The sequence below is a fragment of the Martinezella sp. CNPSo 3964 genome, from assembly GCF_057784375.1.
The window spans coordinates 669,335-680,735 of sequence record NZ_JBXSOW010000001.1; the positions used below are offsets into that span (position 1 = coordinate 669,335).

Consider the following 11,401-nt stretch of genomic DNA (forward strand, 5'->3'; position numbering starts at 1 on the left):
AAAATCGCTAGGCAGCATTGGCCGGCCTATTTCAGGCTGCAAGATTCCAGTTTTTGACAAGCTCTTCAGGCGCCGAAAGGGCAGCTGGCAGGATGTAGCGTTCCGTGTTGTTTGCCGGCTCCCAGCCTTCAACAATGGGGCCAATCGGCAGACCGTGCCCGAAATCGTTCAGCGTCACCAGCTCCAGAATCATATGACCATAGTCGTCGCGCCATTCGCGCCGCTCGCCGCCTTCGAAAAGACGCAGCCGGCCCTTGGTGCGCGGGCGCTCACGGGCAGCCAGCCATTGCGCGACGGATGCCTCCGCATTGGCAAAGGACACGACATCATCGGCATCGCCATGCCAGATGGAGACGACCGGATAGCGAGCAGCTTCGGGGGAAACTTCGCGAACGAGCTCGCCCCATTTTTCAGCCGGGCGGCTTGAGCCGCGCTTCATGACGTCAAGCGCCGACATCGCGTCACGGGCAGCGCCGAAAGGCAGGCCGCCGATGATGGCGCCTGCGGCAAACACTTCCGGATAGGTTGCGAGCAATGCGGCTGCCACAGCGCCACCGGCCGAGAGGCCCATGACAAAAATCCTGCTATCGTCGATCGCATGTAGGCGGCGGCTGAAATCGATCATTTCTCTGATAGAGCCGAGTTCACCGCGGTCGCGCGTGACCAGGCTCGGGCGAAACCAGTTGAAACAGAGATTCGGGTTGTTCGATGCCTTTTGCTCCGCATAAAGCACGGCAAATCCATGCTGGCGGGCAAGCGCCGTCCAGCCGCTGGCGCGATCGAAATCCTCGACATTCTGATGACAGCCATGCAGGACGACGACGAGCGGCATAGGCCCCTTTACGCCCGGCGGCACATATTCGAGCATGCGCAGATTGCCGGGATTGCGGCCGAACCACAAAACTTCCGTCAGCCGCTGCGGCGACGGACGCGTGGAAACGCGACGGCGCGACGGTTGAGACAGCGGCTGCGTCATCGGAAACTTGAGCTGCGGCAGCTCGACGGAATCGACAAGCAAGCGGCGAAGCCGGCTCGGAACTTTAAAATTCATCATGGACCTTTCTATCCACGTCAGCCGCGGTCGGTTTTTCTTCCGCTGCAGGCTGGCGCGCACTGTTCCTTTCCAGAATCAGTGACATCGAGAAATCGAATCTCTTTGTGCAACGCAGCAAATATAGGGAGGCCGGTCCGCTTCGAACAGGCACAAAGCATCATTGCAGCTATGTGAAATCAGCTTAAATCGATTAGATTTTCGGCCATAAAAAAACGCAGATGCGTCAGAAATAAGCCCGTGCAAGCGCGAGCAGCTTCGCATCGTCCTTCACGCCCTGGCGATAAAGCTGAATAATCAGCGCGCCCAGACGTTCGGCCTCAAGGCTGCGAGGGTTCATGCCACGATCCTTGCAGACGATGTCCAGAACCTTCTCAAGGCGATCCAGATCATCGGAAAACAGCGGCAGGTCTCGTGGATGGATAGGTGTGTCCAGCATTTGCGCGTCTCATTGTCCGTCGGGCAGAAGCACGCAGTACTTCGCCGGCACCCGTTTTATTCCCGACGACAGAGCTGGACTATGCGCCTTGCATACGGGGTTGGCAAGGAAGCATTTCAGCGTGATACATTTCTGATTCGCAAATTTTACGGAAATTTCGATCGAAGGTACAATTTTAAGTTAGTGCATCACCAAGCCTTTCTCCGCATCTGCGATAAGCGGAAAAACGGAGGCACAATGATGACCAGACTTCTGATCCGGACTGCTCTTAGCCTGGCGTTTGCCGGCTTGGCCCTGCCGGCTGCAGCACAGAATTTTTCTAATCTCCCGCTGCGCAATCCTCGCCAGCCGCCCGAAGGATATATTTCTGTGCAATCGGGAATATCAATCTCCTATCCCGTGGCGGACGGCAACAGCGAGGAGCAGCAGGAGAAGGCCTTGAAATCCTTCTACAAGATTGCCGCAAGTAGCTGCGCCACCCTGCTCGACACGATCGCCGATGCCTGCGAGATCAGTGCTCTGTCGAGCAATACCTCGGTCAACAATCTCGACAATCGCGGCACGAGACTTTCCATCAACGGACAGGTGACGATGTCGGTGAAACTGAAGCCGCCGACAACGGCGGCGAAGTAGCCCTGCCCCATCGCAGTTCATGATCTCCGCCAAAGCCAACGGATCGGTAAGAAATCGCGGCGATAATCCCCCTCGCAATTGAGGGACGATACCATGGCGAAAGCGAAACGACGCACGCGGCGCAAGCCGCAGTCCAAGGCGGGCAATTCGATGTGGCTATGGGGTGTTGTCGGCCTGGCGACAGTAGCCGGCATATACGCCTATCAACATCGCAAGGATATGCCGTCAATGCTGGCTCATGCCGGTGCAGTCGCCAGCATGCCGCATATGGCCCGGGAGACGCCAGTACCGGCGGCAAAACCGCAGATAAAGACGGCGGCGATCACTTCGGAGCCGCGCACGACATCCACCCTGCCGGTGCCGCCCGTGGCCATTCCCGTGGCGATGCCGATCAACAAGATACCGGTTGAACGACCCATACCCAGCTTGCGGGCACAGTCCGGCGGTCGTTTCGTGCTGTGCGGCGCCGGCTCGGGCACGAATTGCGTCGTCGATGGCAATACCTTCTGGCAGGATGGCATCCGCATTCAGTTGGCCGATATCGATGTGCCGGATGCCGGTACCGCGCGCTGCCCGAGCGAGAGACAGAGAGGCGTGGCCGCGAAACTGCGCTTGCAGGCCATTCTCAACGATGGAAGCTTCGTGCTTTCCGGCAGCAGCCGTCGCGACGACCCGAATGGCGGCAAGCTGCGAATTGCCATGCGCGCGGGGCGCTCGCTCGGCGACCAAATGGTGTCAGAAGGCCTGGCACGCCGCTGGACCGGCCAGGCGACATCCTGGTGTAGCTGATTTTCAGAAATTCGATTGGGAGTTCAAGGAGATAAATGGTCGGGGCGACTGGACTCGAACCAGCGACCCCTTGACCCCCAGTCAAGTGCGCTACCGGGCTGCGCTACGCCCCGACCTGCCGAAACGGCTTGTTTCGTTTAGAGTTTAGCGTTTCCCGACGCAAGCGAAAAGTGTTGGCCTGCTCAGAAAAAGTTGCCGTTCAGCGGCACACCTGTCTCGGTCCGTGGCTCGGCTGATAGGTGTTATCGGAGGCGCGGTAAGAGCGGTAGCGGCTTGCACAATCACGCGCATGGCCACTGTAATAACTCTGCGAGCCCTGTCTGTTGAACAGAGTGCCGGTCACGAAAGATTTGAAGAGCACGCCACTGTCCGAATCGTCGTCGTAGTAACTATCATTGCCATGCAGCCGATGGCCGCTGCCCCAACGATTATGATGGTGATGCCAATGGCCGTGATCGCGAACCTGTATGATGTCCGACTGTTCGGTTGCAGGCACGGTCAAGGTCGGCATCGGGATGGCATTCGCCGGCATGGCGACACCGGCCGCCAGCAAAAGACCAAAGCCTGCGGCAGTTATCGATCTCGCAATCGTAAACATATGCGACTCCTTCGAAATCCGGCGGCGCCATCAAGTAAATCTGCACAACAACCTTGCTGCCGAGCACGCCGTCATTATCTGTATATAGTGATTTGGAGCCACACTCATAGATGCCCTTCCGTCTTTATTGTGCGACGGATTTCGCAAGACGGAAAGTGGGCGGAAAGCCAAAGCAATGAAGCCCTATATAATGACTCTCCTGTTGTGCGCACCGCTGCTTTCTGCGTGCAACGCGACCGAATCGGTACAGCCCATCCCGGGCAGCATCACCTATGGCGGCCAGCCGCAAATGAAACTGACGAAATCGCCTCCCGGATCGCAATTCCAGCACCACTTCACAAACCAATGGGGCCAGGAAGTCGAGGAGACCTACATCGTCCAGCCAGACCGAAGCCTGAAACTCGTCAACCGCCAGGAAATGAGCCCGCCAGACTAACTGCTCGTTACGCTTGAAAACAAAAACTCCGCCGGCACAAGCCGACGGAGCATGATGTAATCAAGATGGAAGCCACGCTTACCAGCAGCGATAGCAGCGGCGATAATAGGGACGGCCGTAATAGCCGCGATGATGATTATCGCTGACAGCGGCGCCTACGAGAACGCCGCCGATAATACCGGCCGCAGCCAGAGCAGCAGCCTGGTTTTCCGCCTGTTGCGCCTGGGCACGATTGGACTGGTAAGTCGCGCCGACGCAGCGATTGTAACGCTGCGTTCCCGGGCGGAACCCTTGCGACTGGCAGGTCATCTCTGCGTTCATCGCAGATTCCTGCGGCGTCTGACAGCTCGATAGAATGGTTGATATAGCGACAAGGCTCGCCGCCATTGTGGCACGTATGCGCATATTCCCTCCGGCAATTTAGGATACAACCCCGGGAAAGCGAAATACAGCCAAAGGTAAGCTTTAGCAAGCCAACCTTATCAAGCGCCGCGTGAAAATCCGTCAAACCGTGGCAAAACTGCACGCAAGGATGGCATCGTGCTTAACAGGCGGATAGCAGGTTAGCGCAAAATGAAAAGGCCCCGCTCAATGACGGGGCCTTCATATCCGATTTGTATGCCCGCAGCCCGTCGAGACTGCGGGCGTATTTTCGATCAGAAGTTCCGTTCGAAACGAAGGATGCCGGCGACCGTATCATCCTTGATGTAGTCGTAATGCACATAGGTGAGTTCCGGCTCGACCAGGAAATCCTTGACCGGATAGATCTTGAGGTTTGTGGTCGCTTCGAACATCTTCGACTCTGTGTAGGCAAGCTGCAGATTCCACTTCAGCTTGTCGTTGACCGGAACGCCGACACCGCCCCAGAGCGCCCAGTCACCCCAGCCACACTTGGCCGCGTTGGTGCCGCTCGAGGTCGTGCAGGCTGAGATATCCTGGTTGGTGCCGGCATATTTGTTCAGCTTGTCGCCATCGGTATTCCAACCACCCATCAGAAAGGCTTCCACGCCGCCAAATTTGGCATCGAGACGAGCCTTGATGGCACCTTCCTCAACGATGGAGTCATAACCGCCGACGACCTTGATGCCCCAGTTCTCGGTCGTGTAGCCAAGACCGGCAACGACATCGGGAGCGTAGTGGTTGGATTTGTCGTCCGTCCACCAGCTGGCACCGTAGGAAGCCTCGCCGTCGGAAGTGGAGTTTGAATCTTCAAGCGAGATCACAGCCGAAAAACCGTTGCCGGTATCATACTTGTAGGTCAGCTGGTTCAATTCGTACGGACCGTCATAGATGACGTCGTCGTTGACGACATCACCCGCATAGCCCACGTAAAGATTGTACTGAGAGTCGAGTTTGCCAACTGTGAAGCCGCCGAGGCTGATGTTGGCGAACAGCAACTTGGCGGAGGTTGCGCCCCCATCGTTCCACTCCCAGCGGAAGATGGTGTTGGTCTTCAACGGACCATATTCAGTGTCGGTCGCCGTATCGACATTAAGCTCCACACGCTCATGCCAGAGCGTGCCAACCTTGCTGCGCGGATTATAGGCGTCATACCACTCGCCCTCCGTGCGAACCTTTCCACCGATCTTCAGGCAGGTTTCGGTACCGGGAATATAGAAATAGCCTGTGCCGTATCCATCGCAGATACGGACATATTCAAGCGGCTCGGGTTCGGCGGCTACAATAGCGTCGGCGGCATGGGCGGCGCTCGCTGCAACAATTGCAGCGGCGGAGCCAAGAAGAAGGCTCTTGATGTTCATGGTGTCTCCATTCGACTATACGTCAGAGATGGAGTCTCCCGGCAGACAACAACGTGCCCCTCCATAGCCTGACTGTTCCCCTCAAACAGGGCGAAGCAATTAGCTTCGCCGTCAAACTGAACCCGTGACCTTGCCACAGCAAGTTAATAAGGCTGCCGAACTAATTTTTACAACGCAGAAGGGTGGCGGACGTGACAAAAATATCACGCACCTGTCGCAATGACAAACCGAACGGGCCAAACATACCCAATATAGACTCCGGACCGGAGAATCCGCTCCAAGGTTGTATGGATTGCGAAATACAATGCGCGTCAGCACGCAATCCCCAACGCGTGCGGCCCCAATGCGTACGGGCTGCCTTATCGCACCTGATCGAGGAGGCGCTTGCATTCCAGGAGATCGTAAAGCGTCTCCTGAAGCAAAGCCCGATCCTCCTTGCCGACGCTCGATTTGCCGATTGAGACATCAGGCACACCGTCATCACCGCTGACGAAATTGAAGAAGCGGCGACTGATCGGCGCCTTGGCGCGGCCGACGATTTGATCTTCGTCGGAATTGGCAGAGGCGACACGGGGCTCGACGGTCGCGGGCTCCTGCGCAGCGGCAAGCGCTTCCACACTGGCCAGATCGCCATGCCCGACCGCAATGACGAACTTGTTGCCGTTGGTCTTCAGGAGCTTCTGCACACCCTTGATCGTATAGCCATGATCGTAGAGCAGATGGCGGATACCGTTCAGCAGGTCGACATCTTCAGGGCGATAATAGCGCCTGCCACCACCCCGCTTCATCGGCTTTATCTGCGGAAACCGGGTCTCCCAGAACCGTAGGACATGCTGCGGCAGATCAAGGTCTTCCGCGACTTCGCTGATCGTGCGAAATGCATCCGGGCTCTTGTCCATCATCATACTCCCGCACTGCGCCCGCGGCGCCGTTTAGCCGGATCACGCAAAAGCGGATATCGGCATTCGTATCGCACCATGATACGACTCACCATATTTCAACGGTTTGGCGGCGGAAATTCAAGTCACATCTTCAGCCGCTGCACAGGCTGGCGACAAATCAGCACAGAAGACGTCCCAAACCGACCGCACGACAAAGCGTACAGCCGAGCAAAAACAGAAATCACAAGGATGAATCAGGAGGCAGGATTTACCGGCTTGGCCTTCGCCTTGCGGCTCGCATGCGCTTTCAGAATGCGGGTCTTGAGGACGTTCGACGCCTTGAAGGTCATGACACGCCGCGGGGAGATCGGCACTTCCTCGCCGGTCTTCGGGTTGCGCCCAATGCGCTCATTCTTGTCACGCACCTGGAATGTCGCAAACGAGGAGAGCTTTACCGTTTCTCCACGCACGATGGCGTTGCAAATTTCATCGATCACAGTCTCGACGAGCTCTGCCGACTCCGTTCTGGAGAGACCAACTTTCCGGAATACCGACTCCGCCAGGTCTGCGCGCGTCACTGTCTTGCCCGTCATAGCTCCCCGCCCATATTGCTGCGTAATCTTCTTCAAGTTTTGCGAGACTATTGCCGTTGCGCCGAGCGGTCAAGCTCTTGTTCGGAACGGCTTTTAGAGAAGTGGCACTACCAGCGCAGCAGGACCGCACCCCAGGTGAAGCCGCCGCCCATGGCCTCCAGCATCACGAGGTCGCCCTTCTTGATTCGTCCGTCACCGGCAGCAACGGCGAGTGCAAGCGGGATGGATGCAGCCGAGGTGTTGCCATGAAGGTCTACGGTGACCACAACCTTCTCGGGAGCAATTCCGAGCTTCTTGGCGGAACCATCGATAATGCGGCGATTGGCCTGATGCGGCACGAGCCAGTCGAGATCGTCGGGCGTGGTGTCGGTCGCATCGAATGCGGCCTGAATGACGTCGGTAATCATGCCGACGGCATGCTTGAACACTTCACGGCCCGCCATATGCAGGACGCCGACCGTTCCCGTCGTGGACGGGCCGCCGTCGACATAGAGCTTTTCCTTATGGGAGCCATCGGAGCGCAGGCTTGCCGTCAGCACGCCGCGATCACTATTGGCGCCACTCCCCTCGCCGGCTTCAAGGATCAGCGCACCAGCGCCGTCACCGAAGAGAACGCAGGTCGTGCGGTCGGTCCAATTGAGGATGCGGGAAAATGTCTCGGCGCCGATGACGAGCACGCACTTGGCAAGGCCACCGCGAATATAGGCGTCAGCCGTGGTTACCGCATAGACGAAACCGGTGCAGACGGCCTGGACGTCGAAGGCGAAGCCATGATGCATGCCCAGCCGGTTCTGGATATTCACCGCCGTTGCCGGAAAGGTGTTGTCCGGTGTCGAGGTGGCAACAATGATGAGATCGAGATCATCCGGCGTCATCCCGGCATTGGCGAGAGCGGCACGCGCCGCCTGCTCGCCGAGAGAAGCCGTGGTTTCACCTTCACCGGCGATATAGCGTTGACGGATGCCGGAGCGCTGGACGATCCAGTCGTCGCTCGTATCGACAACTTGCTCCATCTCGGCATTGGTCATGACGCGTTTGGGGAGCGCCGCCCCAAAGCCGCGAACAATTGAACGGATCATTCTGCTTGTACCCCGTCTCTCATGCCGCTTCCGGCCCGATGGGGGGCAGCCGTTTGGCATGATATCTCTTCAAATCGTTTTCGATTTTCTGCGTGAGCCCATTCTTGGCCATATCATAGCCGACATCGATGGCAGCTGCGAAGGCTTCGGCATTCGCGCCGCCATGGCTCTTGATGACGATGCCGTTAAGGCCGAGGAAGACGCCGCCGTTGACCTTGCTAGGGTCGAGCTTTTCGCGCAGCAGGTCGAACGCGCCCTTGGCAAAGACATAACCGATGCGCGCAAGCAGCGTACGCGACATGGCGGCGCGCAGATAGGCACCGATCTGCTTTGCCGTGCCCTCGGCGGCCTTCAGCGCGATATTACCGGAGAAGCCTTCCGTGACGACGACATCGACGGTGCCTTTGCCGATATCATCGCCCTCGACGAAGCCGGAATATTCAAGCGATTCGAGATTGGCCTCGCGAATAAGACGGCCGGCGTCCTTAACTTCTTCCTGGCCCTTGATTTCCTCGACGCCGACATTCAGCAAACCGACGGTCGGGCGTTCAATCTCGAAGAGCGCGCGCGCCATGGCGCCGCCCATCAGGGCGAAATCGAGCAGTTGCTGGGCATCGGCGCCAATCGTGGCGCCGACATCGAGCACGATGCTTTCGCCGCGCAGCGTCGGCCAGATCGCAGCGATTGCCGGACGTTCGATATTGGCCATGGTGCGGAGACAGAATTTCGCCATCGCCATCAGCGCGCCGGTGTTGCCGGCGGACACGACGACATCGGCGTCGCCCGTCTTTACAGCCTCGATCGACCGCCACATGCTGGAGACATAGCGGCCGCGGCGAAGCGCCTGGCTCGGCTTCTCATCCATGCTGATGGCAACTTCGCATTCGTGAAACACCGATTTTTCGCGAAGCTTGGGATATTTGCCGAGGACCGCCTCGCAGCGTTCCTTCTGTCCGTACATGATGAATGTGATATCGGGATGCCTATCCAGCGCCTTGGCCGCGCCGGGAACAACAACCTCAGGGCCGAAGTCGCCACCCATTAGGTCAAGAGAAATTCTGATCACGCGTCCCTAGTCCTTTTTCTCCGCCGCGACGGGCGAATTTGGCGTCAAAATACCGTTTTCTCCCCCGGTTACAACTGAATTGTGCTCGAACGGCACCGGGGCCTATTCCTTTTTCCAATCTTTCAGGACGGCGAAGGGCGAAGGCTTCCTGTCGTCTTCGCCGGTGTCTTCTATATGCCCTTCGAACGCAACGCCGGGCTTGCGCGGATAAGGATCGATAGCAAGCGCGGCAAATTCCGCGACGACCGCGCCAGCATCGATCGTATCGCCGGTAAATGTCTCCGGAAGATCCGGACCATCGGGATCAAGTATCATTTCTCCGGCATCCACAGAGGGCGCACGCGCCAGTTTGGAATCCTCGGGCACGAAGATGTGCTCGAAGTCCTCGTCGATATCAGATTCGACCGGCTCGAGTGTGACAACGCAAGCCTGAACGATCTTTGCCTTTACATTGCCCTTGATGCGCACGCCGTCGCGCTTCCAGCGCGAAATCTTGAGATCGGCTTCGAGCTTGCCGACTGAGAGAACATCCCAAAGTGCGGCGAGCCCGGCAAGCTCACGCTCGTCAGCTTCGACATGCACATCCACCGGATTGGCAGAGATGTGCCCCACCTTCACCGGATAGGAAAATGGTGTTTCGTCGGAGTCGTGTCTTTTCATTTTTATCTCCTAATCGGCTCGTTGGCCGACTTTATCCGGCAGCGGCAGCGGCAGCGTCGCCGAGCCCGTGGCGATCTGATTTTCACTTATGGTAGCCAGATATGCTTCCGCGATCATCATCCAATCGGCCAGCAAACGCATGGATGCCGTGCTTTCACTCGCCTTGGGATAGATGTTGCGCTGTAGCGCCGTGGCAAGCGCGACGCGATCGTCGCTATCCATGGCACCCGCATAGCTTTCGAGCCGTCCATAAAACATGCCGGCCAGCTTCTTCATGCGCTTCGGCACGCTGTTGTCGCCGATACCGAGTTCGCGGATCGAATAATCGATGTCCTCGAAGAAAGCGTCCACGATTTCCTGCGCCAGCTCCTGGCCGCTTGTGGCCGAAGACCGTGTGCGGCGAAAGAACAGGATCATCATCACTGACAGCAATTCGAAACGCCCCATCACCGTATCGGGCACGTCGTAATCGGTGTAGAAAACCGGCTGCCGCGCCATGGATGTCAGGACCTCATACTGCCTGACGACGATGATCTGATTGTGATTTCTTTTGCGGAAGAGCCCAAAAATCATGAAAATTCCCGGAATTGGCTCCTTCGGAGCGCGCCGTTTTTGCTTGGCCTTGTTGCATCCACGCAAAAGCTGGTTTACCGAAGCAGGCGCGAATTGCAATGCCGTTTGTGCCCGCTTCGAGGCTCCAGCCCTTACCGTCGTCACGTTGTGCATGATCGGTGACGAAGAGTGCCGAACAACATGATTGTGCCTTTTGCCATCGCGGAAAGGCCACAATGATGTGCACAGCAAGGTCATATCGGCCGTCCGGCCATCGGATTGATTCATTAGGGGAGATGAGATGTCGTTGACCAGACGGTATTTCAAGTCTGACATTACTTTCAGCAGCGCTGCCGCCATCGCCCTGGTGATTGCGACCGTGGGCCTTTCGGGTTGCAAGACCAGCGAGGTCATGAACAACGGCTACATCTTCGATCCGCAGTCGCTGGCACTTGCGCCGGTCGGCTCGAGCCGCGAGCAGGTTCTGCTCTCGCTCGGTACGCCGTCGACCACAGCGACCTTCGACGGCGAAGTCTTCTATTATATCTCCCAGAAGCGCACGCGCGCCGTCGCCTTCATGAAGCCGAAGCTGGTCGATCAGAACATTCTGGCGATCTATTTCGACAAGGATGGTGTGGTGAAGCAGGAAGCCAACTACACGCTGAAGGACGGCAAGGTCTTTGACATGATCAGCCGCACGACGCCAACAGGCGGTCGCGACATCACCTTCCTGCAGCAGATCCTCCAGGGCGGCGGCAGCGGCGTCAACGGCGCGAGGAACTTCCTCAACAACCTCAATCCGGGCCAATAAGACCGGGAAGCATTTCAAAGAAAACCCGCGGAGCGCAGCGCCCCGCGGGTTTT

15 protein-coding genes and 1 tRNA gene are annotated in these 11,401 nt (G+C 57.7%); 4 read left to right on the forward strand and 12 right to left on the reverse strand.

The genetic code is table 11. The features are described from left to right. Positions 1-31: 31 nt before the first annotated feature. Together AC13Q5_RS03255 and AC13Q5_RS03260 are read right to left on the reverse strand one after the other, a co-directional pair. The gene (locus AC13Q5_RS03255) at positions 32-1,054 is read right to left on the reverse strand and encodes an extracellular catalytic domain type 1 short-chain-length polyhydroxyalkanoate depolymerase (protein WP_488500828.1); all 1,023 of its coding nucleotides are present in this window, start codon (positions 1,052-1,054) and stop codon (positions 32-34) included. A gap of 223 nt (positions 1,055-1,277) precedes the next feature. Continuing rightward, the gene (locus AC13Q5_RS03260; protein WP_075852240.1) at positions 1,278-1,490 is read right to left on the reverse strand and encodes a hypothetical protein; all 213 of its coding nucleotides are present in this window, start codon (positions 1,488-1,490) and stop codon (positions 1,278-1,280) included. Positions 1,491-1,727: 237 nt separating this feature from the next. Between AC13Q5_RS03260 and AC13Q5_RS03265 the strand changes: the two genes are divergently transcribed. Further along, positions 1,728-2,123, forward strand: coding sequence for a hypothetical protein (locus tag AC13Q5_RS03265; RefSeq protein ID WP_488500829.1), 396 nt, complete (start codon positions 1,728-1,730; stop codon positions 2,121-2,123). Between the two features lie 93 nt (positions 2,124-2,216). Further along, positions 2,217-2,912, forward strand: a complete 696-nt coding sequence (locus AC13Q5_RS03270; RefSeq protein ID WP_488500830.1) for a thermonuclease family protein — start codon at positions 2,217-2,219, stop codon at positions 2,910-2,912. 36 nt (positions 2,913-2,948) lie between these two features. Here AC13Q5_RS03270 and AC13Q5_RS03275 read toward each other — a convergent pair. Both AC13Q5_RS03275 and AC13Q5_RS03280 read right to left on the reverse strand, forming a co-directional pair. Further along, positions 2,949-3,025 (reverse strand) — tRNA-Pro (locus tag AC13Q5_RS03275). Positions 3,026-3,111: 86 nt separating this feature from the next. Further along, positions 3,112-3,510 (reverse strand): BA14K family protein, encoded by a 399-nt coding sequence (locus AC13Q5_RS03280; protein WP_488500831.1) that lies wholly within the window; start codon positions 3,508-3,510, stop codon positions 3,112-3,114. 175 nt (positions 3,511-3,685) lie between these two features. On the opposite strand from AC13Q5_RS03280, the gene AC13Q5_RS03285 reads away from it, so the two are divergent. Continuing rightward, on the forward strand, positions 3,686-3,946 hold the full coding sequence (locus tag AC13Q5_RS03285) for a hypothetical protein (protein WP_488500832.1): 261 nt from the start codon (positions 3,686-3,688) through the stop codon (positions 3,944-3,946). Between the two features lie 78 nt (positions 3,947-4,024). Here AC13Q5_RS03285 and AC13Q5_RS03290 read toward each other — a convergent pair whose 3' ends face one another. The 8 genes from AC13Q5_RS03290 to AC13Q5_RS03325 form a co-directional block, all read right to left on the reverse strand. Next, positions 4,025-4,267, reverse strand: a complete 243-nt coding sequence (locus tag AC13Q5_RS03290) for a hypothetical protein (protein ID WP_488500833.1) — start codon at positions 4,265-4,267, stop codon at positions 4,025-4,027. Positions 4,268-4,602: 335 nt separating this feature from the next. Next, the gene (locus AC13Q5_RS03295; protein WP_488500834.1) at positions 4,603-5,706 is read right to left on the reverse strand and encodes a porin; all 1,104 of its coding nucleotides are present in this window, start codon (positions 5,704-5,706) and stop codon (positions 4,603-4,605) included. A gap of 359 nt (positions 5,707-6,065) precedes the next feature. Continuing rightward, positions 6,066-6,611, reverse strand: coding sequence for a MerR family transcriptional regulator (locus AC13Q5_RS03300; protein ID WP_075852234.1), 546 nt, complete (start codon positions 6,609-6,611; stop codon positions 6,066-6,068). A gap of 230 nt (positions 6,612-6,841) precedes the next feature. Next, on the reverse strand, positions 6,842-7,180 hold the full coding sequence (locus tag AC13Q5_RS03305) for an integration host factor subunit alpha (RefSeq protein WP_069616254.1): 339 nt from the start codon (positions 7,178-7,180) through the stop codon (positions 6,842-6,844). A 107-nt stretch (positions 7,181-7,287) separates the two neighbouring features. After that, complete coding sequence (locus tag AC13Q5_RS03310) at positions 7,288-8,259, reverse strand: beta-ketoacyl-ACP synthase III (protein ID WP_488500835.1); 972 nt, start codon at positions 8,257-8,259, stop codon at positions 7,288-7,290. Positions 8,260-8,278: 19 nt separating this feature from the next. Next, on the reverse strand, positions 8,279-9,325 hold the full coding sequence (gene plsX / locus AC13Q5_RS03315; protein WP_075852232.1) for a phosphate acyltransferase PlsX: 1,047 nt from the start codon (positions 9,323-9,325) through the stop codon (positions 8,279-8,281). Positions 9,326-9,427: 102 nt separating this feature from the next. Beyond that, positions 9,428-9,985: a YceD family protein gene (locus tag AC13Q5_RS03320; protein ID WP_075852231.1), complete on the reverse strand. Its 558-nt coding sequence runs from the start codon at positions 9,983-9,985 to the stop codon at positions 9,428-9,430. Positions 9,986-9,994: 9 nt separating this feature from the next. Further along, complete coding sequence (locus AC13Q5_RS03325) at positions 9,995-10,558, reverse strand: ubiquinol-cytochrome C chaperone family protein (protein WP_488500836.1); 564 nt, start codon at positions 10,556-10,558, stop codon at positions 9,995-9,997. A gap of 280 nt (positions 10,559-10,838) precedes the next feature. Between AC13Q5_RS03325 and AC13Q5_RS03330 the strand changes: the two genes are divergently transcribed. Continuing rightward, positions 10,839-11,348: an outer membrane protein assembly factor BamE gene (locus tag AC13Q5_RS03330; protein WP_075852230.1), complete on the forward strand. Its 510-nt coding sequence runs from the start codon at positions 10,839-10,841 to the stop codon at positions 11,346-11,348. Positions 11,349-11,401: the final 53 nt, after the last annotated feature.

What these genes read in the sequence shown, in the direction of transcription:
- AC13Q5_RS03255 (WP_488500828.1), bottom strand. Translation starts at nt 1,054, where the DNA reads ATGATGAATTTTAAAGTTCCGAGCCGGCTTCGCCGCTTGCTTGTCGAT.
- AC13Q5_RS03260 (WP_075852240.1), bottom strand. Translation starts at nt 1,490, where the DNA reads ATGCTGGACACACCTATCCATCCACGAGACCTGCCGCTGTTTTCCGAT.
- AC13Q5_RS03265 (WP_488500829.1), top strand. Translation starts at nt 1,728, where the DNA reads ATGATGACCAGACTTCTGATCCGGACTGCTCTTAGCCTGGCGTTTGCC.
- AC13Q5_RS03270 (WP_488500830.1), top strand. Translation starts at nt 2,217, where the DNA reads ATGGCGAAAGCGAAACGACGCACGCGGCGCAAGCCGCAGTCCAAGGCG.
- AC13Q5_RS03280 (WP_488500831.1), bottom strand. Translation starts at nt 3,510, where the DNA reads ATGTTTACGATTGCGAGATCGATAACTGCCGCAGGCTTTGGTCTTTTG.
- AC13Q5_RS03285 (WP_488500832.1), top strand. Translation starts at nt 3,686, where the DNA reads ATGAAGCCCTATATAATGACTCTCCTGTTGTGCGCACCGCTGCTTTCT.
- AC13Q5_RS03290 (WP_488500833.1), bottom strand. Translation starts at nt 4,267, where the DNA reads ATGAACGCAGAGATGACCTGCCAGTCGCAAGGGTTCCGCCCGGGAACG.
- AC13Q5_RS03295 (WP_488500834.1), bottom strand. Translation starts at nt 5,706, where the DNA reads ATGAACATCAAGAGCCTTCTTCTTGGCTCCGCCGCTGCAATTGTTGCA.
- AC13Q5_RS03300 (WP_075852234.1), bottom strand. Translation starts at nt 6,611, where the DNA reads ATGATGATGGACAAGAGCCCGGATGCATTTCGCACGATCAGCGAAGTC.
- AC13Q5_RS03305 (WP_069616254.1), bottom strand. Translation starts at nt 7,180, where the DNA reads ATGACGGGCAAGACAGTGACGCGCGCAGACCTGGCGGAGTCGGTATTC.
- AC13Q5_RS03310 (WP_488500835.1), bottom strand. Translation starts at nt 8,259, where the DNA reads ATGATCCGTTCAATTGTTCGCGGCTTTGGGGCGGCGCTCCCCAAACGC.
- AC13Q5_RS03320 (WP_075852231.1), bottom strand. Translation starts at nt 9,985, where the DNA reads ATGAAAAGACACGACTCCGACGAAACACCATTTTCCTATCCGGTGAAG.
- AC13Q5_RS03325 (WP_488500836.1), bottom strand. Translation starts at nt 10,558, where the DNA reads ATGATTTTTGGGCTCTTCCGCAAAAGAAATCACAATCAGATCATCGTC.
- AC13Q5_RS03330 (WP_075852230.1), top strand. Translation starts at nt 10,839, where the DNA reads ATGTCGTTGACCAGACGGTATTTCAAGTCTGACATTACTTTCAGCAGC.